This window comes from Xenorhabdus sp. PB62.4, from assembly GCF_014467285.1.
In the GTDB taxonomy this organism is placed as follows: domain Bacteria; phylum Pseudomonadota; class Gammaproteobacteria; order Enterobacterales; family Enterobacteriaceae; genus Xenorhabdus.
In genome coordinates this window covers 34,254-59,320 of sequence record NZ_NKHR01000008.1, presented here as the reverse complement: position 1 = coordinate 59,320, position 25,067 = coordinate 34,254, and the positions used below count along the sequence as shown (strand labels likewise).

The 25,067-nt window shown below is 43.2% G+C and carries 22 protein-coding genes; 12 read left to right on the top strand and 10 right to left on the bottom strand.

All coding sequences use genetic code 11. The features are described from left to right. The 3 genes from Xenpb_RS09250 to Xenpb_RS09240 are packed head-to-tail and all read right to left on the bottom strand — an operon-like array spanning nt 1 to nt 5,880. The gene (locus Xenpb_RS09250) at nt 1-1,083 is read right to left on the bottom strand and encodes a pentapeptide repeat-containing protein (protein ID WP_187654050.1); all 1,083 of its coding nucleotides are present in this window, start codon (nt 1,081-1,083) and stop codon (nt 1-3) included. Continuing rightward, on the bottom strand, nt 1,080-3,674 hold the full coding sequence (locus Xenpb_RS09245; RefSeq protein WP_187654049.1) for a DUF2169 domain-containing protein: 2,595 nt from the start codon (nt 3,672-3,674) through the stop codon (nt 1,080-1,082). Before Xenpb_RS09245 ends, Xenpb_RS09250 begins: the two co-directional genes overlap by 4 nt. Nucleotides 3,675-3,723: 49 nt before the next feature. Next, nucleotides 3,724-5,880: a type VI secretion system Vgr family protein gene (locus tag Xenpb_RS09240; RefSeq protein WP_187654048.1), complete on the bottom strand. Its 2,157-nt coding sequence runs from the start codon at nt 5,878-5,880 to the stop codon at nt 3,724-3,726. Between the two features lie 770 nt (nt 5,881-6,650). On the opposite strand from Xenpb_RS09240, the gene murJ reads away from it, so the two are divergent. Continuing rightward, nucleotides 6,651-8,189: a murein biosynthesis integral membrane protein MurJ gene (gene murJ, locus Xenpb_RS09235; protein ID WP_187654047.1), complete on the top strand. Its 1,539-nt coding sequence runs from the start codon at nt 6,651-6,653 to the stop codon at nt 8,187-8,189. A gap of 109 nt (nt 8,190-8,298) precedes the next feature. Here the strand turns inward: murJ and argS are convergent, their stop codons facing one another. Continuing rightward, nucleotides 8,299-10,029 (bottom strand): arginine--tRNA ligase, encoded by a 1,731-nt coding sequence (gene argS / locus Xenpb_RS09230; protein WP_187654046.1) that lies wholly within the window; start codon nt 10,027-10,029, stop codon nt 8,299-8,301. A 128-nt stretch (nt 10,030-10,157) separates the two neighbouring features. Then, the gene (locus Xenpb_RS09225) at nt 10,158-10,301 is read right to left on the bottom strand and encodes a hypothetical protein (protein WP_187654045.1); all 144 of its coding nucleotides are present in this window, start codon (nt 10,299-10,301) and stop codon (nt 10,158-10,160) included. Between Xenpb_RS09225 and Xenpb_RS09220 the strand changes: the two genes are divergently transcribed. After that, nucleotides 10,295-10,849: a VOC family protein gene (locus tag Xenpb_RS09220; RefSeq protein ID WP_187654044.1), complete on the top strand. Its 555-nt coding sequence runs from the start codon at nt 10,295-10,297 to the stop codon at nt 10,847-10,849. The genes Xenpb_RS09225 and Xenpb_RS09220 overlap by 7 nt on opposite strands. 169 nt (nt 10,850-11,018) lie before the next feature. Next, nucleotides 11,019-11,771 carry a copper homeostasis protein CutC gene (gene cutC, locus Xenpb_RS09215; RefSeq protein ID WP_187654043.1) on the top strand — a complete coding sequence of 251 codons (753 nt, stop codon included), beginning with the start codon at nt 11,019-11,021 and terminating at the stop codon, nt 11,769-11,771. Between the two features lie 67 nt (nt 11,772-11,838). On the opposite strand, the gene cmoB is transcribed toward cutC, so the two are convergent. From cmoB to Xenpb_RS09200, 3 genes are all read right to left on the bottom strand, one after another. Further along, nucleotides 11,839-12,810 carry a tRNA 5-methoxyuridine(34)/uridine 5-oxyacetic acid(34) synthase CmoB gene (gene cmoB / locus Xenpb_RS09210; protein WP_187654042.1) on the bottom strand — a complete coding sequence of 324 codons (972 nt, stop codon included), beginning with the start codon at nt 12,808-12,810 and terminating at the stop codon, nt 11,839-11,841. Further along, the gene (gene cmoA, locus Xenpb_RS09205; RefSeq protein WP_187654041.1) at nt 12,807-13,580 is read right to left on the bottom strand and encodes a carboxy-S-adenosyl-L-methionine synthase CmoA; all 774 of its coding nucleotides are present in this window, start codon (nt 13,578-13,580) and stop codon (nt 12,807-12,809) included. Before cmoA ends, cmoB begins: the two co-directional genes overlap by 4 nt. A gap of 203 nt (nt 13,581-13,783) precedes the next feature. Continuing rightward, complete coding sequence (locus tag Xenpb_RS09200) at nt 13,784-14,182, bottom strand: MAPEG family protein (protein ID WP_187654040.1); 399 nt, start codon at nt 14,180-14,182, stop codon at nt 13,784-13,786. A 285-nt stretch (nt 14,183-14,467) separates the two neighbouring features. Between Xenpb_RS09200 and aspS the strand changes: the two genes are divergently transcribed. From aspS to ruvB, 6 genes are all read left to right on the top strand, one after another. Beyond that, nucleotides 14,468-16,237 (top strand): aspartate--tRNA ligase, encoded by a 1,770-nt coding sequence (aspS, locus tag Xenpb_RS09195; protein WP_187654039.1) that lies wholly within the window; start codon nt 14,468-14,470, stop codon nt 16,235-16,237. Further along, nucleotides 16,237-16,671 carry a dihydroneopterin triphosphate diphosphatase gene (gene nudB / locus Xenpb_RS09190; RefSeq protein WP_187654038.1) on the top strand — a complete coding sequence of 145 codons (435 nt, stop codon included), beginning with the start codon at nt 16,237-16,239 and terminating at the stop codon, nt 16,669-16,671. The genes aspS and nudB overlap by 1 nt, the downstream gene beginning before the upstream one ends. Before the next feature lie 26 nt (nt 16,672-16,697). Further along, the gene (locus Xenpb_RS09185; protein WP_187654037.1) at nt 16,698-17,441 is read left to right on the top strand and encodes a YebC/PmpR family DNA-binding transcriptional regulator; all 744 of its coding nucleotides are present in this window, start codon (nt 16,698-16,700) and stop codon (nt 17,439-17,441) included. Nucleotides 17,442-17,573: 132 nt separating this feature from the next. Continuing rightward, complete coding sequence (gene ruvC, locus Xenpb_RS09180; RefSeq protein ID WP_099113645.1) at nt 17,574-18,095, top strand: crossover junction endodeoxyribonuclease RuvC; 522 nt, start codon at nt 17,574-17,576, stop codon at nt 18,093-18,095. A gap of 79 nt (nt 18,096-18,174) precedes the next feature. Further along, entirely contained in the window at nt 18,175-18,795 is a 621-nt protein-coding gene (gene ruvA, locus Xenpb_RS09175) for a Holliday junction branch migration protein RuvA (RefSeq protein WP_187654036.1), read from the top strand. A gap of 16 nt (nt 18,796-18,811) precedes the next feature. Further along, nucleotides 18,812-19,819, top strand: a complete 1,008-nt coding sequence (gene ruvB / locus Xenpb_RS09170; RefSeq protein ID WP_187654035.1) for a Holliday junction branch migration DNA helicase RuvB — start codon at nt 18,812-18,814, stop codon at nt 19,817-19,819. A 164-nt stretch (nt 19,820-19,983) separates the two neighbouring features. Here ruvB and znuB read toward each other — a convergent pair whose 3' ends face one another. Continuing rightward, nucleotides 19,984-20,769: a zinc ABC transporter permease subunit ZnuB gene (znuB, locus tag Xenpb_RS09165; RefSeq protein ID WP_187654034.1), complete on the bottom strand. Its 786-nt coding sequence runs from the start codon at nt 20,767-20,769 to the stop codon at nt 19,984-19,986. After that, nucleotides 20,766-21,530 carry a zinc ABC transporter ATP-binding protein ZnuC gene (gene znuC, locus Xenpb_RS09160; RefSeq protein WP_187654132.1) on the bottom strand — a complete coding sequence of 255 codons (765 nt, stop codon included), beginning with the start codon at nt 21,528-21,530 and terminating at the stop codon, nt 20,766-20,768. Before znuC ends, znuB begins: the two co-directional genes overlap by 4 nt. Nucleotides 21,531-21,613: 83 nt before the next feature. Between znuC and znuA the strand changes: the two genes are divergently transcribed. From znuA to lpxM, 3 genes are all read left to right on the top strand, one after another. After that, nucleotides 21,614-22,570, top strand: coding sequence for a zinc ABC transporter substrate-binding protein ZnuA (znuA, locus tag Xenpb_RS09155; protein ID WP_187654033.1), 957 nt, complete (start codon nt 21,614-21,616; stop codon nt 22,568-22,570). 20 nt (nt 22,571-22,590) lie between these two features. After that, nucleotides 22,591-23,907: a murein DD-endopeptidase MepM gene (mepM, locus tag Xenpb_RS09150; RefSeq protein WP_187654032.1), complete on the top strand. Its 1,317-nt coding sequence runs from the start codon at nt 22,591-22,593 to the stop codon at nt 23,905-23,907. A 121-nt stretch (nt 23,908-24,028) separates the two neighbouring features. Further along, nucleotides 24,029-24,997 (top strand): lauroyl-Kdo(2)-lipid IV(A) myristoyltransferase, encoded by a 969-nt coding sequence (lpxM, locus tag Xenpb_RS09145; protein WP_187654031.1) that lies wholly within the window; start codon nt 24,029-24,031, stop codon nt 24,995-24,997. Nucleotides 24,998-25,067 lie beyond the last annotated feature (70 nt).

The following is a 25,067-nucleotide window of genomic DNA, read 5'->3' as shown; positions in this document are numbered from 1 at the left end:
TTAAATCTTATTATGTTGCGTATTATTGTGCTGCATACTCCACTCTTCGGCAGCGAATAGCTCAGGATCATTTTCCAATATGCCCTGACGGTCTGAAAATAAAGCGCCAACCTGTTGAGCGCGATGAAAAAGTGTTCTCATAAAGTGGGCTGTGCGGAAATCACTGTGGTTGACGTTTGCATAGGAAAGATCTGTATAAGTCATATCGCAACCCGTAAATTGTGAATTCACTGCATGCACTTTGTGCATTATTGCCAATGGGAGCTTACTGTACCGAAAATCGGCAGACTCAAGGCATGCACCGATAAAAATGGCTTGTTCAAACAGGCTGTTTTTGCAACAGGCCCGGGTTAAATCTGCCTCCATAAATAACGCTTGGGTTGCATTGACGTTGGACAAAAGAGCGTCTTGTAAAACAGAGCCTTTGAAATTGCAGTTAGCCAGTATTGCGTGATTGAAATTGACTTTTTCAAGTTGGCTATTTGTGAATTGGCATTCTTTAAATGTCTGTTTATGGAAATTTTGATTACGTAGATCACATTCAAAAAAAACCACTTTAGTAAATTCACTGGCCGTAAAATCGATAGCCTGTAAATCCTGACAAAAAAAAGTCACTCTGAATAAATGACTGTGGCTGAATTTTGTTTGATTCACGGGGGAATCAAGAAATATAACTTGATCAAAATTGCTGTGGCTGAAGTCAGCATATTGCAGTGAACAGGATGAAAACTGAGTGTCGTTTAGTTTTGTTGCCGTAAATTGCGTTTTTTTCAAAACAGATTGATTGAAAGTGTTGTTTATCAATGTACAGTTATTGAAAGTTGTCTGCCTGAAATCGCACTGTTCAAAAATATTTTGTTCAATTACGGCTGAGTCGAAAGTAGAGCCTTCTGCCCGGCATTGGGTAAAAACGGACTCTTTTATCACAGTATGAGAAAGATCAGCACCGGAAAAATCGACTTCTCTAAAAATTCCCCCGGATAAATCACGCCCTGTCAGGGATATGTTCTGCAAATTGATTTTTTCAATAATTTCACCCTGTTTGATCTTATCCACTAATTCATCAGCAGTGAGTAAATTCATATCACATCCTTATTCCGCTTGGGCAATGTTTTAATGTGCTTAATGTAAGCATTCTCAATTGAAGTTGACTCGCTGATAATTGACTGGGACATATCAGCACGGAATAGGTTAGCTTCCCGTAAATCGGTATTGTTGAAGCTGCACTTCTGCATTAACGTACTCATCAGATTGGCATTATTTAATAGGGCGCCTCGAAAATCAGTTCTGATAAATATGCTTTTCATTGCATTGAGATACTGCATATCCGCTGATTGGCAGTTAGCTTCACTCAGGTCACTGTTATTTAAGGTTGTGGCATAGAACTTGGCATGAACCAGAGGCATTTGGCGCAAGTTGCATTCTGTCAATGTCGCATGGCTGAAATCAGCCTGATTCAGTTCACTGTCCATGGCAAATGCGCAGGTCAATAAGTTCGCTGAGCGAAATTGGCTCCCGTTTGCTTTAGTTTCTACCCATGAACAACTTTCCAGTTCCGCATGGCCGAAAACTGCTTGTGTCAGCTTACATTTAATAAATGAGACTTTATTTAAATGTGCGTGATTGAATTGAAGTGCCGGTAGTTCAAGCTCCATAAATATGCAGTCTTTCCATTGTGAATATTGGAAGTCGCAATGGGTAATAAAGATTTTTTGCAGAAGCAGACCTGTAAATACAACATGGTTAAAGCGACAATGATCAAATCGGGTTTCTTGCAGTTGTGTCTCATTAAAGCTTGCAGAAGAAAAATCACTCTGTTCACATTTAGCCAGAGCCAGGCTGGCCTTATCCAATTTGGTTCCACGTAATGAAGCGTTGCAAATTTCTGTTCTGGCCAGCACAGCTTCGCTGAAATTAGCTTCATCTAGCTGACAATGATTTAAACAAGCACTTTCCAGCAGGGCCTGAGTGAAATTGGCTCCCCGCAGATCCAGATCTGACAAATCAGCGCCAGTAAAATCCATGCCACTGAAATCTCCTCCTTCCAGCATGATTTTTTGCACTCGTTTCCGAATGATCTGTGACAGATTACCCGTTAAACGCAGAGCCGGAGCTTGTGTCTGTACTGAAGATAAGTACATTGCATGTATTGATTTTTCCATTTGAGCCAGATCATTATCACTGAGCTGTATTTCTTGTTGCTGCTGGCGTAACGTATCCCGCATTCGATGCAGATTTTCCGGCCCTCTGTGCTGAGGTTTTGTCGTTGATTCATCGACATCAATTCCTTGCTGTTTAGCCTGAGCAATTGCCTCCGCCTGTTTCAACTTAATTTCAGCCTGTTTTCTGGCGGCATCTTGTTCAGTTTTTTCTACAAATTCGGGTAGTTCATCCAGTCTGAGAAGTGAGATGGGGGCACTTTCAACGTTGAACAGGGTATTAATATCCAGACCATATTCGGCCATCCGCTCTTTTTGCTGCTCACGCAGACGTTTTTCACGATTCTGAAAATTCTGTTGCAATGGAGAAGGTGAATCATTTTGGGGTTGTTCTGTATCCAGCCACGAGCCGATAATTTCTTCAGGAATAAGATCTTTTTCCCGGAAAGTATATAGCGCCCCTTTTTCCTTATCCATGCGTTGCTCAAGAACGTGTAAATAATGACTCTCTGGACGGGGATGATCATTTAATTCCAGTGCAGATATCATTTGTAAAACATCTTGGGCATCATCTTCATTGATTTCTATACTGCCATGCCAAATCAGGATCATTTGCTCCAGATGAGGAAAGAACCATATTGTCGTTTTGCGCATGACGACTTCTTCAACAATTTCTTCATCAAGGCGTAATCGTTTTATAAAACAGCGCGCGTTCCATGATGGCAAAATTCCTTCCTGCACCGGTTTTTCTGGGTGCATGTTCCAAATGCGCCATTGCGCCTGTTCCGGCAGGGCACTATTTTCTGTCCACCATTGATCTTCGGGAGCGGCATTAAATAATCGCCAATCAATATCATGGGAAAATCCGGGAAATTCGTTTTCTAACCATTCCTTATCGTATTGTTTTCCGATGCGGGTAAAACGACGCGGCCATGTAAAATCTAACGGGCAAAAACTTGCCGGAGCGGGGAGTTCTTTCTGTGATGTTAATTGCTGTTGTGACATCAAACGGTTATGTAACGCTTCAATATTGGGTAAACGGTGAACCTTTATCCCGTCTTCCCGTTCTTCTGGATTCAAACCGATACCGTGTGGATTCTCTTCATAACTTTTTCCACCAAAAGCCCGGCTCCAATCCAGGCGCATCTGTGCAAAAGCATGGGGTTTTGAAGGCTTATCATCGATCCAATAGCGATCACCGAAAACCGCTAATGTTTTTTCCAACTGCCCGATTTGAATACGTGCAGTACAAGCCGTTTTATCTGTCTGATGGTGTGTGTAGGCATATCCTGTCGCCAAAAATTCAGCACGAGATTTAGGCATAGCTAAATCAACAATCCCATTGCAAGTTTTCAGCTCATTTTCTGCCAGTTGCCAAAGCTCTGGTTCTGGGCGCAGGCGTGGGACAGAACCCATATCAGCCAATGCCATAAAAGAGATACCCAGATGATTTTTTTGCAGCCAACGATAAGGCCGATAAAGTACACTTAATCGTAGGGGTTTAATGATTTTCATTGAAATACTGACAGATAGTTAGTTGTTCGGAAAAAACACCAGAAACGCTTCAGGATATTATGTGCAATTGGCAATTGATGATATTGCAAGAGGATTTATGAATTGCAAGTTTTGATTCATCCATTTTCATTTCAGATTTTGAAAGCGTTATGTTTGTTTTATTCAAAGAGGTTTTTTTTGCAGTGATAGAGGTATCAGTGAACGAAATATTTATACCAGTTACACTATTGTTAACTCTAGTGTGAGAAGCGGATATTAAGGTCTTACTTATATTAAATGCTGTGAAGGCGATAGAAAGGGTTTTAGTTGAGAAAATAGAATAGGGCGTGTCAATTTTTACATTGGTATCACTTTTTATCGTAATGAGGTTGGGGCTTGTGATCGTTGTTGTTCCTGTAATATCCTGTACCCAATTTCCATTAATTTTTGCGTTTAAATTCCCGTTAAGTTTGTATGTATCCCCTCCATCGATCGCTGTTTTTCGCCCATTCTTGATGGTCTCTTGCTGGCCTTTTTTGATAGTCAGTGTATCTTTACCTTCAATAGTCGTTTCATGGTTTGCTTTATAAGTAAAATTGGCATCACCTTTTACGGTATCTTTTTGTTGTTTTTTTATTTCAGTAGTGCGATTTCCATCAATAGTGACTTTTTTATCTTTTTCCACCGAAATATTCATATTACGTTCTGCGTGTAGATCAAATAATTCTTTATATGGTTCGTCATCTAAATAGAGGTAATTGGCCTGGTTATGTTTACCTCCTTTCGTATTTGACATAATGCCTACACGGGTTTGATGTTTGGGTAGCTCCCACGGTGGCATATTTTCATTGTTGTAAGTACTGCCGATGACTAAAGGCTTATCAGGATCACCATTGACGAAGCTGATAACAACTTCTTCACCCACGCGCGGAACGCATACGTTACCATAGCGCCAGCCAGCCCAATAGCTTGCAACACGTATCCAGCAAGAGCGGGTATCATCATTTTTGTCATCTCTGTCCCAACGGAATTTCACTTTTATCCGGCCGTATTTGTCAGTCCATATTTTTTTACCCCTGGGGCCTGTGACAACAGCGGTTTCAAGGCCCGTTACTTTTGGCCATGGTGTCACCACCGAAGGTTTCCAAGGGGTGTTAGCCGGGATGGCATCAAATTGAATGATATTTTTATCTTTATCAGGGGCATATTGAGCCTGATTAGATAGGTAAGGCGCTTCATAAAGAAAGTAGTGTGCGCCTGTGATTAGGTAGTCACTGTGGTCATCACCTTTGATATCATTGGGTAGCAATAATGTGAAAGTATGTCCCGGCGCTATTCCCAATACATTTCCTTTTCCATTAATCAGCTCGCTTTTTGCTTCGGCGGCCTGCTGGAGCACTCGTGCATAAAATTCCCCTTGATCGTGTTCGACATAACGTCCCGGCCAAATGAATATCTCTGTATCATCAGGGGAACTGGCCGAGGTCTGAGTGGCGGTATATAATTTAGCTCGTGGTTTACGGAAGTTGTAGTCATCAATACTATAGGTATTGGGTATAGTGATGCTACTGACATTCCAGTTATAGATATATTCTGAATCTGGTGAGTATTTTTTTGTTAAGTTTCCCGCATTAACATATTTAATTGTTTTATATCCCGGCATGGGCTGATGTGACTGGGGGGAATCAATCAAAATCATAGTATGGCTTCCCATATTATGTTCGAAATAGTAATAAATTCCCTCATGCTCCATCAGTCGATGAATAAAATCGAAATCAGTTTCATTATGTTTAACGCAATATTCCCATGTGCGGTATTTTTCTACCAGTTGATTTTCAAAAATAATTCCTGCTTTATTCAACACTTCTGTAAGAATATCGGGTACGTTTTTATTTTGCCAAATACTATAACCAAGCCTTTGTTTTAATTCCCATAATCTGGGGCGTACTGTGGCAGTATATAAATAGAGACCTTCATCATCTTTATAGAATGGAGCATAGGATATCTTTTCTATATAACCATTTAAATATCTTGTCGGTACTGACTTGTTTTTTATTTCTACGGTTAGCATGGTATTATGTAGAGATATCGGATCCGATAATCTCTTTTTACTCAATAGCTGAACTTCAAACTCGTAAGCTTCTGATAATCTTTCTATTCCAACCAGGGATTTGAAATATAAAGATTTTCCAGGTAATGAAGTATACGCAATAAAATGTCTGTCCATAAAATTTCCTTGCTCGCGTTTATAGCTACCGCATATTCCTTGTGAACCAAGGAATATACAGTGATTGGATTGATGTATGGAGGTAGTTTCTCTGACTATGAGTTAAGCATAATGTTTACTATTTGCAATTATTGATGCCTTCTCGTTTATAAACCATATAATTTTATTTTTATTATTTCATGACATGGTTATGTATGTATTTATTAAATAAGATTTTTTAAAATAAAAAGATCTCCTCAAGGAAAGTGGCATCGTAAACGCGTTTACCAAACCATGAGATTTGTAATATTAATATATAACCACTTAATATTTAATTATTTTATTGAATGTGGATCATTGAATGGAAAAAGTCATAATCTTCTATAAAATGAATGTTTCTGGGTTGATTAATACGGTGCTCAGAAAAAATATTTTTAAAAATAGATAGTTGACTAAAATTTAAAGTTTATTTTTTTTAATGTATTTGTCATGTTTTCTAAAGGTAACTATAAATTTATTCTTATGATGGTAAGTGTCAGCACTAAGAAGCTTGGTGTTCGATAGAATGAGATTCACTGGGTGGGGAATGAGCGAAAACTCTGAATAGTCCCTGATTATCAAAACCAAAATAACATCTTGTAAAATCATTTAGTTATATGTAGATTGTTTAAACTCTTTTCAGCTTTGAGATGAATGAAAATCATTTAATATTCAGCTATATTGATCTTATCATCCTAATAGCTTTATACATTTTATGCTCATTTCATAAAAATCAATTTTAGAATAATATCATGAACTTACTAAAATCACTGGCAGCGGTTAGCTCAATGACGATGTTTTCTCGCGTTCTGGGCTTTATTCGTGATGCCATCATTGCCCGTATATTTGGAGCCGGTGTGGCAACGGATGCTTTTTTCGTTGCTTTCAAGCTTCCTAACTTGTTGCGGCGTATTTTTGCCGAGGGGGCTTTCTCACAGGCATTTGTTCCTATTCTTGCTGAATATAAAAATCAGCAGGGTGATGAGGCAACCCGTACATTTATTGCGTATGTGTCGGGAATGTTGACACTGATTTTAGCGATAGTCACGGTGATAGGTGTGATTGCCGCTCCTTGGGTTATTTATGTGACGGCCCCCGGTTTTGCTGATACGCCGGATAAGTTTGTTTTAACCCGCGATCTGCTGAGAATTACCTTTCCCTACATCTTCCTGATATCGTTGGTTTCTTTGGCAGGGGCGATCCTCAATACATGGAATCGCTTCTCTGTGCCGGCGTTTGCGCCTACGTTACTGAATATCAGTATGATCGTCTTTTCACTGTTTGTGGCACCTTATTGTAATCCGCCTGTGATGGCATTGGGGTGGGCGGTTATTGCTGGTGGTATTTTGCAATTGGCTTATCAGCTTCCTCACCTGAAAAAAATCGGCATGCTGGTATTACCCAGAGTTTCTTTCCGTGATAGTGGCGTATGGCGTGTTATCCGCCAGATGGGGCCGGCTATTTTAGGTGTTTCAGTCAGCCAGATTTCATTAATCATCAACACTATTTTTGCTTCATTTCTGGTTTCAGGCTCCGTTTCGTGGATGTATTACGCAGATCGTTTAATGGAATTGCCTTCCGGGGTATTGGGGGTAGCACTGGGAACGATTTTATTGCCTTCATTGGCGAAAAGTTTTTCCAGTGGCAATCATGAAGAATATCGGAAATTAATGGATTGGGGGCTGCGTCTCTGCTTCTTGCTGGCCTTACCTTGTGCGGTGGCATTGGGCATTCTGGCAGAGCCATTGACGGTAGCACTTTTTCAATACGGCAATTTTTCTGCCTTTGATGCAGAAATGACGCAACGGGCATTGATCGCCTATTGCTTTGGTTTAATGGGATTGATTGTGGTTAAAGTTCTGGCGCCGGGTTTCTATTCTCGTCAGGATATAAAAACGCCGGTCAAGATTGCAATTGCAACTCTGATCTTAACTCAGTTGATGAACCTGGCTTTTATTGGCCCGTTGAAACACGCAGGGTTAGCACTCTCTATTGGTTTGGCTGCGTGTTTCAATGCAAGTATGCTCTATTGGCAATTACGCAAGCGTGAGATCTTCAAGCCATTGGCAGGATGGGGGGTATTTCTGCTGAAACTGGCGGTAGCAATTGCGGTAATGGTTGGGGTATTACTGACGATATTGTGGTTTATGCCGGCTTGGGAACAGGGCAATATGGCATTACGCTTGCTACGGCTAATGGGTGTTGTGATTGCCGGGGCGGGTAGTTATTTTGCAGCACTGGCCCTAATGGGATTCAGGTTGAAAGATTTTGCCCAACGCGGATTGCATTAAGAAAACTAAGTTAATTAACTTATTCTTAGAATTTGTTACAGGAAATAAAATTATTAATTTTAAAACTGGCGTAAAATAATTTATTCTACGCCAGTTTTAAATAAAGTGTTTACATCCGTTCTACTGTTTGAATACCCAAAGTATCAAGGCCTTGCTTCAATGTCTTCGCCGTCAGCAGAGCCAATTTCAAGCGGCTTTGGCGCACTTCTTCGCTATCGGCACTCAGGATCGGGCAATGTTCGTAGAAACCAGAGAACAGGCCTGCCAAATCGTACAGATAAGCACACATAACGTGAGGTGTACCTTCGCGGGCTACAGTCATGATGGTTTCTTCAAATTGCAGTAAGCGGGTCGCCAGAGCCTGTTCGCGCTCTTCGTTTAGAAGAACCGGTTTTGTCAGGCTGCTTTCATCAATTTCAGCACGTTTGAAGATAGAATTGACGCGGGTATAAGCATACTGCATGTAAGGTGCGGTATTACCTTCAAAGGCAAGCATGTTATCCCAGTCGAATACATAGTCGGTGGTACGGTTTTTGGAGAGATCGGCGTATTTTACCGCGCCAATACCCACAGCTTCGATAACTTTTTTCAGCTCGTCTTCCGGCATATCCGGGTTTTTCTCACGGATCAGCGCTTCCGAGCGTTCAATAGCTTCATCCAGCAAATCAGACAGTTTTACTGTACCGCCTGCACGGGTTTTGAATGGCTTGCCATCTTTACCCAACATCATGCCAAACATGTGATGTTCGAGCGACATGGATCCCGGGATATAACCTGCTTTGTGTACAATCGTCCAAGCCTGCACCAGATGTTGGTGTTGGCGTGAATCAATGTAGTAAAGAACACGGTCGGCATGCAGAACTTCATGACGGTATTTAGCACAGGCAATATCTGTGGTGGTGTAAAGGTAACCGCCATCTTTTTTCTGGATGATAACACCCATCGGTTCACCTTCTTTATTTTTGAATTCATCAAGGTAAACCACGATCGCGCCATCACTCTCAACGGCAAGCCCACGCTGTTTTAGATCGGCAACAATGCCCGGCAGCATATCGTTATACAGGCTTTCACCCATAACATCTTTTTCTGTCAGGGTGACGTTAAGGCGGTTATAAGTTTCCTGATTCTGTGACATGGTGATATCAACCAGCTTACGCCACATTGCACGGCAATATTCATCACCGCCTTGCAGTTTCACGACATAGCTGCGGGCACGAACAGCAAACTCTTCATCTTCATCGTAAGTTTTCTTCGCTTCACGATAGAAAGCTTCCAAATCTGCCAGCGCCATTTCATCGGCATTCTCATTCTGGACTTTTTCCAGATAGGCAATCAGCATCCCGAATTGGGTTCCCCAGTCACCGAGATGGTTGGCCCGGATAACTTTGTGGCCCAAAAACTCCAGAGTACGCGCAGCGGCATCGCCAATGATGGTGGAGCGGATATGACCAATGTGCATCTGCTTGGCAACATTTGGGGCAGAATAGTCGATAACGATAGTTTGTGGCTCTACTGGCGTAATACCCAATTTTTCGGCTTTCAGCGCAGTTTCGATATTGGCAGCAACCCACGCTTTATCCAGAAAAATATTGATAAAACCCGGCCCTGCAATTTCAGTTTTGCTGGCAATTCCTTGCAGATCCAGCAAACCGACGACTTTTTCTGCCAATTGTCGGGGTGGCATGCCCACTTTTTTAGCTGCCGCCATGACGCCGTTTGCTTGGTAGTCACCAAATTGGGCTTTTGCAGATTGACGAACGTGAGCTTCGCTGTCGGCTGGAGCACCTGCTGCAATCAGCGCCTGGCTGATTTTTTCTGAAAGAATGGCCTGAATATTCACCGTGTTACCTTAAGTTACGCACAAAAAGTTACGCACGAAAGTTCCTGCATTGGAATTATGCAAATACTTTCAAATGCGTGGGTTATGAGAAAATAACGGGTTTTATATCATATTCAGCATCCTGCATGCTACCATCTGCCAACGTTGGTGGTATGACTTTTTGTTTTCAGCTTGCCTTTCAGGCGATTCTTCGCCATTTCTATGGTAATTGCCGTGTTTTTCACATGGCAGGAAATATTTTTGACGACTTTTTGATGGGTACGAGATGACACACTTTTCAGCAATTTCTGAATTACAGGATTTAGTTTCTGATTTAGGGGCGTTTGAACAAAAATTAATACAATTTGGTGAGCGTCTTGGTTTATCTCTTGCGCAATATTCAGCGGATCATATTTCTCTGCGTTGTCATGAAAGTGCGATAGCGGATCGCTGGCGTCAAGGCTTTCTACAATGTGGTCAGTTGATGTCTGAAAATATCATCAATGGTCGCCCAATTTGTTTGTTTGAATTGGAACAGCCAATTACCGTGCTTGAATGGCAGATTGATTGCGTGGAACTACCTTATCCGGGTAAAAAACATTATGCCCACCAAGGCTGGGAGCACGTTGAACTTGTTCTGCCTGTAAAGCCGGAGCAACTTATATATGAAGCCTGTCAGTTATTACCCCATCCGCTTCCTGACGGTTTTCGCACAAAAGAGAGCCACCCTAAAGGGGACAAGGAAAGGTTACCAAACCCAACATTAGCGGTAACTGATAGTGAAATCACGATTAAATTCCACCCTTTTTCTATCAAAGACATTATCAAAAGTGAGTGCTAGTCGGCAAAAATGACTTTTTTCTCATGTAGGTCTGGCAAAAAATTCTAACCTTGTGACTTTCAACAAACCACTAACGAAAATTAATTGTCATAGTTAATAAATTCAGTAATGAAATATTTTGAAAGCATGTAATTGGTTTGTTGGCGAATTTATATCCGAGGGGCTTTAAATGATAAAGCTGGAAATTTGCTGTTATAGCATAAGTTGTGCTTTGGTTGCACAACAAGCAGGTGCTGATCGCATTGAATTATGCGCAAGCCCGTCGGAAGGTGGGGTGACTCCTAGTTTTGGGGCGTTGCGGCAGGCAGTGCAGCAGATATCCATTCCTGTGCATCCAATCGTCCGGCCAAGGGGGGGAGACTTTTGCTATAGCAACACGGACTTTGAGGTCATGAAAAATGATGTAGCCCTTATCCGTGATATGGGATTCCCCGGCATTGTTTTTGGGGTTTTGAACGAAGAAGGTCATATTGATTGGCTTCGTATGCGGCAATTGATGTCGTTGTCAGGGAATATGGCGGTAACTTTTCATCGTGCTTTTGATATGTGTCTGAATCCATACGCTGCATTACAGCAACTAACTGAGCTAGGTGTACAACGCATTTTGACCTCAGGCCAGCAGCAAAATGCTGAAATGGGGCTGCCTCTGCTAAAAGAATTAGTCCAAGCCAGTCAGGGGCCGATTATTATGCCGGGAGCGGGTGTCAGAATGAGTAATATCAGTAAGTTTCTGGAAATTGGTGCAACGGAAATTCATAGTTCAGCCAGTAAAATGTCGCCTTCTTCCATGAAGTACCGAAAAGTGGGGGTGACGATGCGTTCGGATGAACGCGATGTGGATGAGTACTTATACCATAGTGTTGATGGTCAGTTAGTTGAATCAATGAAAGGTATCATTAGTCTGATTCAACGTAAAAAATAACATATTCATTATTAAGGGAGTGAACTGCCATGACGGGCAGTTCACACATCAGGACTATGGCTTACGATTATGGCTTACGGGCGATAAGAACAGCCCGCAATGGCGCAGGGTAGCCTTCAATCGTTTTACTGTGATCGCCTGAATCAAGAAAATCAGCCAGGGATTCGGTCTTCATCCATTCCGTCTGGCGTTGTTCATCCAGTGTTGTAACCGCATGATCGACAATCCTGACATCCTCAAAACCGCATTTTTCCAGCCAGACTTTCAGCATCTTGGCGGATGGAATAAAGTAGACATTCCGCATTTGTGCGTAACGTTCACCCGGAATGAGGCATTGGTGTTCATCACCTTCAATGACCAGACTTTCTAAAATAAGCTCACCACCGGAAACCAGTTGGTTTTTCAATTGCCACAAATGATCGAGGGGAGAACGACGGTGATAAAGCACACCCATTGAAAATACGGTGTCAAAGGTTTTTAATTCGGGTAATTGCTCAATACCCAATGGCAGAAGGTGGGCACGTTGATCGTTACCCAGTAATTTCCTGACGGCTTCAAACTGGCAAAGGAAAAGTTGGGTTGGATCGATACCCACAACGAATTGTGCTCCTTCACCCACCATGCGCCACATGTGATAACCGCTGCCACAACCGACATCCAGCACGGTTTTCCCTTCTAAAGGCGAAATGTGGGGAAGAACGCGATCCCATTTCCAGTCAGAACGCCATTCGGTATCAATCTCAACGCCATACAGTGAAAAAGGCCCTTTGCGCCAAGGCATCAATATCTTAAGAATATTGCGGATGCGCGCTTTTTCGCCATCAGGCAATTCGGGTTCGTGTGTAGCAATGACACCATTTTTCAGGTCAAGATGAGAAGGTTGAATTTCAGGTAAATTCTCCAGATTCTTTACCCATGAACTGAACTGACCATGCAGTGATGCTTTTTGCCAATGGTTCAATTGCGCGGGTAAGCATTCCAACCAATGACTCAAGTGATTTTTGGCGATCAATTGATAAAAATTGCCGAAATCGATCATTGGTCAGCTCCCTTTATTGCCAATAGTGAACCAAAGTTAAAGCACTGGAACCAGACTTCAACATGCTGGAACCCTGCTTGTTTGAGACGTGATTTATGGGTTTCAACAGAATCTGTCCGCATGACGTTTTCCAGCATACTGCGTTTCTGGCTGATCTCCAGTTCACTATATCCATTGGCTCGCTTGAAATCGTAGTGCATATTGAATAGTAATTCACCAATTCGGTCATCTTCAAAATTGAATTTTTCAGAAAGAACCAGAACACCGCCGGGTTTTAATCCCGCATAAATTTTATCCAGCATTTTCTGACGATCATCGGGATGCAGGAATTGCAATGTGAAATTCAACACAACCATTGACGCATTTTGAATATCAATATCAAGAATATCTTGTTCGATCACCTCAACGGGGATGCTGGCCTTGAAAGCGTCAATATGGCGACGGCAGCGTTCCACCATTGCCGGTGAATTATCGACGGCAATAATACGGCAACCTTCTGTATCACAGCCATCGGCACTGATGGCGCGGCGGATTGATAACGTGGCTGCGCCAAGGGAACAACCGAGATCATAAATTTGACTGTCCGGCGTGATAAAACGTTCTGCCAGCATACCTATCATGGAAATGATATTGGAGTAACCGGGAATGGAGCGTTTCACCATATCAGGAAAGACTTCGGCAACCCGTTCATCGAAACTCCAGTCGCCTAAATTGGCGATAGGGGCAGAGAATAGGCTGTCCCGTTGATTATGAGGATCTTGATTTGACATAACAGCATTGGTTTTGGAAACAATAATAAGAAGTGGGCATTCTAACAGAATGCGGGAAAAGGCAAAAAGGGATAATCAAGATTATATAGGGTGTTGATGAAAACCATACTTTACCCGATTTTTGTAGCATAGATTGCGACGGCAGAATGTAGCTACCGTCGCGCTGTAACCCGAAATATATTGGATATATACTGGCGAGCTATTTACGAATAAAGAGAAAATATTTGCTCCCAAGGCAGATAGTAAATATTGGTAATAATCATTATCAGCATTGAGATATAGGTTGCCGCCATGCCCATACGTCGCCAGCGTATCTCACGATGACGCAGGCCGAAGTAATGTAGTAGCCTGCCGGAAAGTAACACTAATCCACAAACATGCAGCATCCAGACGGCTGCACCATTCATCTCCATTACGATCAATAACAGCATTGAAATGGGAATGTATTCAACCGCGTTACCATGAACCCGAATGGCTGTTTGTAATTCGTAAAAACCGCCATCGCCATAGGCTATCTGGTATTGCATTCTTAATTTGACTACATCCAGAGACAGCTTAATCAGTAATAGTGCGCCCAGTATTATATAAAGCGAGCTAACCATTTTTAACTCCATTGCCTAACCAAAAAACGGCCGAATGATGATAAACGTCAAAAAGCAACCTGTCGCTATAAATCATAGTATTTAATAATAAATCCTATGAATGCTATCGGATAGCAAAAAATTGTCTTGCTAAGAACGATGTTATGGCCTTATCTCTGGTTAGAATTTCCAGTATAATGGCTACCTTTTTTGACAATTCTTCTCAAAAGAACAATTTTTTTTCGAAAGAACAATGCCAAAATTTCCGCAGCAGAAAGCATAACGAGCTGAGTAAAAGGATATTGTATGCGTACTAATTATTGTGGGCAGTTGAGCCGAGCCCATGAAGGCCAAAAAGTGACTCTTAGTGGATGGGTAAACCGTCGTCGTGATTTGGGTGGTCTGATATTTATTGATATGCGAGATCGCGAAGGTATCGTTCAGGTATTCTTTGATCCAGATCAGAAAGAGGCATTTGCTCAGGCTTCTGAACTGCGTAATGAATTTTGTATTCAAATTACAGGAACCGTGCGTGCCCGTCCTGATAGCCAGATCAATAAAGACATGGCAACCGGTGAAGTGGAAGTGTTTGCAGACAGCCTGATGATTTTCAATCGTTCGGAGCCATTGCCACTGGATAGCAACCAGAATAATAGCGAAGAACAGCGTTTGAAATATCGCTATCTTGATTTGCGTCGCCCTGAAATGTCACAGCGTTTGAAAACGCGCGCAAAAATCACCAGTTTTGTTCGCCGCTTTATGGATGATGCCGGTTTCCTTGATGTGGAAACGCCAATGCTGACCAAAGCAACACCGGAAGGTGCCCGTGACTATCTGGTGCCGAGCCGTGTGCATAAAGGCGAATTTTATGCGTTGCCACAGTCCCCACAGCTTTTCAAACAATTGCTGATGATGTCCGGTTTCGACCGTTATTACCAGATAGTAAAATGCTTCCGCGATGAAGACCTGCGTGCAGATCGCCAGCCTGAATTTACCCAGATCGACGTTGAAACTTCCTTTATGACCGCTGAGCAAGTTCGCGAAATCATGGAAAAAATGATCCGCGAACTGTGGTTGGATGTGCGGGGTGTTGATTTGGGCACTTTCCCAATCATGACTTTCGAAGAAGCTATGCGTCGCTTTGGTTCAGATAAACCAGACCTGCGTAACCCACTGGAGCTGGTGGATGTTGCTGATCTGGTCAAAGACGTGGAGTTTTCCGTTTTTGCAGAACCAGCAAATAATCCGAAAGGCCGTGTTGCCACTATCTGTGTCCCTGGCGGAGCAGAATTAAGCCGCAAGCAAATTGATGAATACGGTAAATTTGTTGGCATCTATGGTGCGAAAGGGCTGGCATGGATGAAAGTCAACAATCGTGCTGCGGGTTTGGAAGGGGTGCAAAGCCCGATTGCCAAATTCCTGTCTGCCGAGGTTGTTGAAGGCCTGCTTTCCCGTACCAATGCGCAGGATGGTGATATTCTGTTCTTTGGCGCTGACAAGAAAAATGTGGTCACCGATGCGATGGGTGCGCTGCGCCTGAAACTGGGCCGTGACTTGAACATCACAGATTTGGCAAGCTGGAAACCGCTTTGGGTTGTTGATTTCCCAATGTTTGAAGAGAATGGGGAAGGTGGTTTAACGGCAATGCACCATCCATTTACTTCTCCACGCGATATGTCAGCGGCTGAATTGGAAAGCAATCCTGAATCCGCCATCGCAAATGCTTATGACATGGTTATCAACGGCTATGAAGTGGGCGGTGGTTCTGTTCGTATTCACCGTAATGAAATGCAACAGGTTGTATTCCGCATTCTGGGTATCAATGAAGCGGAACAACAGGAAAAATTCGGCTTCTTGCTGAACGCCCTGAAATACGGTACACCGCCACATGCCGGTTTGGCTTTTGGTTTGGATCGCCTCGTTATGTTGTTGACCGATACTGATAATATTCGCGATGTTATTGCATTCCCGAAAACAACAGCAGCGGCATGCCTGATGACTGATGCGCCGAGTCACGCTAACCCGGCATCACTGGAAGAACTGGCAATTTCAGTTGTTAAAAAAGAGAGCGAATAATGGCTTATAAGCGCCCTGAATCTGTATTGGTTATGATTTATGCCGCTAACAGCAAAAGGGTGCTGATGTTACAGCGACGGGATGATCCTGAATTTTGGCAATCCGTAACGGGTAGCCTTGAAGAGGGTGAAAAGCCGTGGGAAGCAGCGTTGCGTGAAGTACAGGAAGAGATAGGTATTGATATTGTCAATGAAGATCTTGAACTGACGGATTGCCAACGCTGTATTTATTATGAGATTTTCTCACATTTGCGATATCGCTATGCTCCGGGTGTGACGCGCAATAAAGAACATTGGTTCTCGCTGGCGTTACCTGAGGAGCGGGAAATCCTGTTGACTGAACATTTGGCTTATCACTGGCTGGCAGTTGAAGAAGCGGCCAGCCTGACGAAGTCATGGAGCAATCGGCAGGCGATTGAAGAATTTGTTATTTAGTTTACTGTTTTATCGGAGATATTTTCATGGCAGGTCATAGTAAATGGGCCAATACGAAACACCGCAAAGCTGCGCAGGATGCAAAACGCGGTAAGATTTTTACCAAAATTATCCGTGAATTGGTAACGGCTGCACGTTTAGGTGGCGGTGATCCCGTATCTAACCCACGTTTGCGTGCGGCAGTCGATAAAGCGTTGTCCAACAACATGACTCGCGATACCCTGAACCGTGCAATTGCCCGTGGTGTTGGCAATGATGATTCAGATAACATGGAAACCATCATTTATGAAGGTTACGGTCCGGGTGGTACAGCGGTGATGGTTGAATGCTTAAGTGATAACCGTAACCGTACTGTTTCTGACGTTCGTCATGCGTTCACCAAAACCGGCGGGAACTTGGGGACTGATGGTTCTGTTTCTTATCTGTTCACCAAGAAAGGGGTGATTTCCTATGCGCCGGGCTTGGATGAAGATGCAGTGATGGAAGCAGCGTTGGAAGCAGGTGCGGATGACGTTGAAACTTATGATGATGGCGCAATTGACGTCTATACTACTCCAGAAAGCTTCGGTGATGTTAAAGATGCACTGGATGCAGCAGGCTTCAAGGCTGATTCTGCTGAAGTCTCTATGATCCCATCTACCAAAGCAGAACTGGATGCAGAAACTGCACCTAAATTACTTCGTCTGATCGATATGCTTGAAGATTCTGACGATGTTCAAGAGGTTTATCATAATGGTGAAATCTCTGATGAAGTTGCAGCACTGCTGTAATTTTTATTAGGGTTCACGGCGTAGAGAAAGTGTTCCTTATCTTTAAGGATATCAGGGCACTTTCTCTAACGTTTTTATCCCATATCATAGGCGGATATTTGGGCGAGTATTCAGGCGAATAGATAATTCGATATGGCGATTATTCTAGGTATTGATCCCGGCTCCAGAGTCACGGGGTATGGCGTGATTCGCCAGCATGGACGACAGCTTATTTATCTCGGTAGCGGTTGTATTCGAACAAAAGTCGATGACTTACCCACTCGTTTGCAGAGGGTTTATGCCGGCGTTACCGAAATCATCACACAATTCCAGCCCGATGCTTTTGCGATAGAGCAGGTTTTCATGGCAAAAAATGCAGATTCAGCCTTGAAACTGGGGCAGGCGCGCGGTGTGGCAATTGTGGCCGCTGCGAACCAATCCATTCCCGTATTTGAATATGCGGCCCGTCAGGTTAAACAAACTGTGGTTGGTACGGGAGCCGCCGAAAAAAGCCAGATTCAGCACATGGTACGTTCGATGCTGAAATTATCTGCTGATCCGCAGGCCGACGCCGCCGATGCTCTGGCAATTGCTATTACGCACTGTCATTTCAGCCAAAATTTACTGCGGGTCGGTGATGCGCGGTTAAATTTAACACGAGGGCGTCTGAAATAGTTTGTGCTGGATATACGTCCAGCCTTTTTTGTGCTATAAGCTAGCGGAACAATTTATTTTCATTTTCAGGGGGTAAACAGTGATAGGGCGTTTGAGAGGAACCGTGTTGGAAAAACAGCCACCGTTGGTTTTATTGGAAACCAGCAATGGTGTCGGTTATGAAGTTCATATGCCAATGACCTGTTTTTATGAACTTCCTGAAATTGGCCAAGAAGCCATTTTATTTACACAATTTATTGTGCGTGAAGATGCCCAATTATTATATGGGTTTAATGATAAACAAGAGCGTGCGCTGTTCCGTGAGTTGGTGAAAGTGAATGGTGTCGGGCCTAAACTGGCTCTGGCGATCCTTTCTGGCATGTCCGCCCAGCAATTTGTGACTGCTATTGAACAGGAATCTATTGCTTCATTGGTCAAACTGCCGGGAGTCGGCAAAAAAACGGCTGAAAGGTTGGTAGTCGAAATGAAAGATCGCTTTAAAGGGCTGAATGGCGATCTGTTTAATCAAAGTAGTGACATTAATTTGCCTGCTGCTGCCAAACAGACAAATTCCGATGCTGATATTGAAGCAGAAGCCGTAGCCGCACTGGTTTCTTTGGGATATAAACCACAGGAAGCCAGCCGAATGGTAAGCAAAGTCGCTAAACCGGGTGCAGATTGTGAAACTCTTATTCGAGAAGCGCTTCGGGCGGCTCTGTAATTTCAGGAGTTAAGTGATGATTGAAGCTGATCGCCTGGTTTCGGCAGAAATTCTGCAAGATGATGAAGCCATTGACCGCGCTATTCGCCCCAAGTTTTTGTCTGAATATGTTGGGCAACCTCATGTTTGTGAGCAGATGGAAATTTTTATTCAGGCTGCGCGGCAACGTGGTGATGCACTGGATCACCTGCTGATTTTTGGCCCCCCCGGATTGGGTAAAACCACGTTGGCAAATATTGTTGCGAATGAAATGGGGGTTAATCTTCGCACCACTTCAGGGCCAGTGCTGGAGAAGGCCGGCGATCTTGCCGCCATGCTGACTAACCTCGAACCCCATGATGTGCTGTTCATTGATGAAATTCACCGTTTATCACCGGTTGTAGAAGAAATTCTTTATCCTGCAATGGAAGATTACCAACTGGATATCATGATTGGAGAAGGTCCTGCTGCCCGCTCAATCAAGATTGATCTTCCCCCTTTTACACTGGTCGGTGCTACCACGCGCGCGGGTTCTCTGACTTCGCCATTGCGTGATCGATTCGGGATTGTGCAACGCCTTGAATTTTATAACGTCGATGATTTGCAGAGCATTGTTTCCCGCAGCGCTCACTATATGGGATTAGGGATCTCGGATGATGGGGCAAGGCAAATCGCGATGCGTTCCCGTGGCACTCCCCGCATTACAAACCGCTTGCTGCGTCGCGTGCGTGATTTTGCTCAAGTAAAAGGCGATGGTTCAGTGAATGGAGACATTGCCGCTAAAGCCCTTGATATGCTGAGTGTGGATTCAGCCGGGTTTGATTATCTTGATCGCAAGTTACTGGTTGCCATTATTGATAAATTTATGGGTGGCCCCGTTGGATTGGATAATCTGGCCGCGGCGATTGGTGAAGAACGGGAAACGATAGAAGACGTACTGGAGCCTTTTCTGATCCAACAAGGATTTATTCAACGAACGCCACGCGGAAGAATTGCGACCAATCATGCCTATCGGCATTTTGGATTGAGCAAGGAAAGCGAATAATAATCATTCTAATATACCCGTTCAGGTTAATCACTAAGAGCCGGAACTTAGCATCAATATGTAAGCCGACAAAAGTGCTTATACATTGAAGGAATTATTGAAATATTGCCTGAACTGAAAGCAGAGTTTAAGGATGGATTAAAACAATGCTTTCAGTTGGTATATTAACTTCTCGCCTTAGACGTTAAACTCAGCGCAAATAACATCGCGGCACAAAGCACAACCGAAGGCCCTGCGGGGGTGTTATAAAATGCCGACAAAGTTAATCCTCCTGTGACAGAAAGCATACCGACAATTATCGCAAAAACAGCCATTTGCTCTGGTGTGCGGGAGAAGCGACGGGCAGTCGCGGCAGGAATAATCAGCAGAGAAGTGATAATTAATGCACCAACAAATTTCATCGCTAACCCGATGGTTAATGCTGTTACTAACATCAACAGAACACGCAGACGTTGAATTTTAATGCCGTCAACAAAGGCCAGATCCTGGCTGACTGTCATTGAAAGCAGGGCGCGCCATTGCCATGCCAGCAATCCGGCAACAATCCCGACACCAGCCGCAATCAACCAGAGATCTTCATAAGTCACAGACAGAAGATCGCCAAATAAGTACGCCATCATATCGACTCGTACACTGGTCATAAAGCTGACGACGACTAAACCTAGTGAGAGCGAACTGTGAGCCAGAATACCCAGTAATGTATCAACTGCCAATTGAGGCCGTTTTTCCAACCAAACTAAAATAATGGCTAATATGAGTGTAACCGCAATAACGGCATAAAATGGATTGACATTCAGTAAGAAACCAAATGCAACACCGAGCAATGATGCGTGGGCCAGTGTGTCACCAAAATAGGACATTCTGCGCCAAACAACAAAAGAGCCGAGAGGGCCTGCGGCAATTGCCAATAACATTCCGGCCAGCCAGCCAGGAAGTAATAATTCAATCATCGACGTGATTCTCCACCGTTTTTAAAAATCGCTTTTCCTTTTAAATCATGATGATGATTATGGTGATGGCGGTAAACCGCCAGTTGTTCCGCACCGTGGCGACCAAACATTGCGATAAATTCTGGATGCATTGATACAACTTCCGGTGTGCCAGAGCAGCAAATATGTTGATTAAGGCATAAAACTTCGTCTGTTTTCGCCATTACCAAGTGCAGATCATGGGATACCATAAGTACAGCGCAGTTCAGTTCTGTTCTGATTTGATTGATTAAATCGTAAAGTGCCAATTGACCGTTGACATCAACGCCCTGTGTCGGTTCATCAAGAACCAAAAGTTGGGGGTGATTGAGTAAGGCTCTGGCAAGTAATACTCGCTGAGTTTCTCCACCTGACAACTTTTGCATGGGTTGCTCCAATAAATGGGCAGCGTTGACCCGATTTAATACTGGCATGATATCTGCTGATTTCACGTTGGGCCTTAGCATCATGAAGCGCTTAACAGTCAGAGGTAATGTCGGGTCAAGGCTAAGCTTCTGTGGAACATAACCAATTTTTAACGCCGGACTCTGTTCTATAGTGCCTGAAGAGGGTTGAACTAAACCAAGGACAACGCGAACCAGAGTCGATTTTCCCGCGCCGTTTGGGCCAATGAGCGTCAGAATTTTTCCTTGTTTGAGATTGAAGGAAATATTATTCAGCACTTTGCGGTGACCAAATTCAACCGTAATATTTTTTAGGGTGATCATATTCAGAGTGATCATAGTTGGCATGTTAAAAGTCTTGCAGAATTATTGTGATGTAATAATATAACATTACTCAATTTACTGCATGGGATATTCATATTATGTTACACAAATCACAGAAATACGCGCATAAATATTTTCGTAAAATTGCGTTAGCTACTGCATTAGTGGCTGGAGTGAATTGCTCTGCGCAGGCAGATGTTGTCACTTCCATTCGTCCATTGGGTTTTATCGCTGCGTCTATTGCTGATGGTGTAACAAATACTCAGGTGCTTTTGCCTGACGGCGCTTCTCCACATGATTATGCTTTACGGCCTTTGGATGTTAGAAAAATCAACCAAGCTGATTTGGTTGTCTGGATTGGCCCGGATATGGAAACATTTTTGGCGAAGCCGATAGCCAGAATTGATCAGAACAAACAACTCGCACTGGCTGATTTATCTACAATCAAGCCATTGTTGTTGAAAAATAGTGAAGATGATAATCACTCAGTTGAATCGAATCAGCCTAAACATGAAACTGATCACGAACACCATCATCACGGTGAATATAATATGCATATTTGGCTTTCTCCAAAGATTGCGGAGAAAGCAGCTCAGGCAATATATGATCGGCTTGTTGAACAGTACCCTCAACAAAAGCAGCAATTACAAGTAAACCTACGTAAATTCAATGGACAGCTCATACAAACTGATAAGAATATTGCTAATATTTTAAATCCTGTAAGAAAACAAGGGTATTTTGTTTTTCATGATGCGTATGGCTATTTTGAAAAACATTACCAATTAGCTCCAATAGGCGTTTTCACGGTTAATCCTGAAATACAGCCGGGAGCACAAAAATTACACTATATACGAACACAATTGGTTGAGCAGAAAGCGAAGTGTATTTTTGCTGAACCTCAATTCAGGCCGGCCGTCATTCATGCCGTAGCAAAAGGTACTGGTGTACGTATCGGGGTGCTTGACCCTTTGGGAAGTGGCATCGTATTGGATAGCGACAGCTATATGAAATTTATAACTCAGTTGTCGGAACAATACGCGAGCTGCCTGAATTAGTACAATAAGGAATTTTATTAGTGCAGCAAATAGCTAAAACTATTGTTTTGGTATACAACAACCTGCCCAAACCACATAAGATCATGCTTGGTTCTTTGACGCTGGTCACTTTGGCTGTCGCAGTGTGGAGGCCGGTTATTTACCATGAACGGGAAGAAGAACGTGCAGGTAACATTATTATCAGTACTCCCAGTACTCTCCCTGATGCGACAGATGATGTAGCAGGAGATGTTAATGAGCAGTTCCCCGATGAAGGAATTGGCGATGAAGAAGGGAGTTCGGATACAGCAGCAAATGTTCCCCATCAATATGTTGTTTCCCAAGGTGATACCTTAAGTTCTATTTTAACTCAGTTTGGTATTGATTCCTCGGATGTGGCTTTATTGGCGAACCAATATGGGGCATTACGTAATTTAGGTATTGGTCAGTCGTTGTCATGGTCGATTGATGAAAATGGCAATTTAAAAACACTGACGTGGGATGTATCACGCCGTGAAACCCGCACTTATACCCGCGAAGGGGATACCTTTAAAGAAACGCAGGAATTTCAAAAAGGGGAATGGAAAAACAGTGTTATCACAGGAACAATCGATGGCAGCTTTAATGGCAGTGCGCTGACTGCCGGGCTGACGAGTAGTGAAGCCAGAGAAGTCACAAAAGCGCTGCAATGGCAAATAGATTTCCGTAAATTGCGTAAAGGTGATCGTTTTTCTGTGTTGATGTCCCGTGAAATGCTCGATGGAAAAAGTGAACAGGGCCAATTATTAGGAGTTCGTTTACAAAGTGGCGGGAATGATTATTACGCCTTCCGTGCCAATGACGGGCGTTTTTATGATAGTAATGCGTCTGGTTTAGAACGTGGCTTCCTGCGTTTTCCGACGACTAAACAATTCAGGGTTTCATCTCCTTTTAACCCTCATCGTTTAAATCCGGTAACCGGGCGGATCACTGCACACAAAGGGGTTGATTTTGCCATGCCAGTAGGAACCCCCGTTTTGGCAGTCGGTGATGGAGAAGTGATCGTCTCTAAGTTTGATGGGGCTGCTGGTAATTTCATCGCCATCAGGCATGGTCGCCAATATACAACCCGATACATGCACCTGAGAAAATTATTGGTAAAACCAGGCCAGAAGATAAAACGAGGCGAACGTATTGCATTATCAGGAAATACAGGCCGTTCGACTGGCCCGCATTTACATTTTGAATTCTGGGATAACCAACAGCCGGTTAATCCACTCACTGCAAAACTACCACGTTCCGGTGGCTTAAGTGGTAAAGAACGTGCCGAATATATAGCAATGGTTAAAGACGTTAAGCCTCAATTGTTACTAGATTGAATGTATAGGTTTTTCGATAATTAACAGACATAAAAGCGGATGATTGATATCATCCGCTTTTATATTTTTTGTTGGAAACTTGCGTTTTGAAAGCGAGTATTGGAATCATCAGAGTTAGCCCATGAATAAAGAGAAAAATACAGATAGTAAGTTGGGATATATCCCGAAGTTTCATCGATCTTATTTGCATCCCCGTTACTGGGGGATTTGGGCTGGCGTAGGAGTATTGGCAGGATTGGCTTATGTTCCTGTGAAATGGCGTGATCCCTTGTTGGCCAGAATTGGTGTTTGGGCGGGCAGAAAAGCGAAAAGTGCCCGCCGCAGGGCGAAAATCAATTTAATTTACTGTTTTCCTGAATTAACAGAACAGCAACGCGAAGACCTGATTGATCGCATGTTTGCTACCGCACCCCAATCCTTTGTTATGCTGGCGGAGCTTTGCCTGAGAGGGGAAAAATCGACACTTGAGCGCACTCAATGGCATGGTGAAGAGATTATACAAACCTTAAAAGAGCAGGGTAAGAATGTCATTGTTATGGTTCCACATGGTTGGGCCATTGATATTCCCGCCATGCTATTGGCAGCACGTGGTCAAAAAGTATCAGGCATGTTTCACCATCAATCCAATCCTGTAGCTGATTATTTGTGGAATAAGGCTCGCCAACACTTTGGTGGCCAGTTACATTCCCGCGACGCAGGAATTAAACCCTTTATTGCATCAATACGTGAAGGATTTTGGGGATATTATTTGCCCGATCAGGATCATGGTGAAGAACACAGTGAATTTGTCGATTTCTTTGCTACTTACAAAGCAACACTGCCTGCGGTCGGGCGATTAATGAAAGTTTGCCGTGCGGCTGTTGTCCCGCTATTTCCGGTTTATAACTGTCAGACTCATCAATTGGATATTTATATCCGTCCACCAATGGACGATATTGCGGGAAAGGATGATGCTTATATTGCCCGCCGTATGAATGAGGAATTAGAGGAGCTGGTTAAGCCAAATCCTGAACAATATACCTGGATCTTAAAATTGCTTAAGACGCGGAAAGAAGGGGATATAGAACCTTATAAAAGGAAGGATCTTTAATTGCTGAATAATTAACCTTCGCTTTACTTGAGAATAATATTTTCAGAAGTCCGCAGGTTTTAGTTTGGCT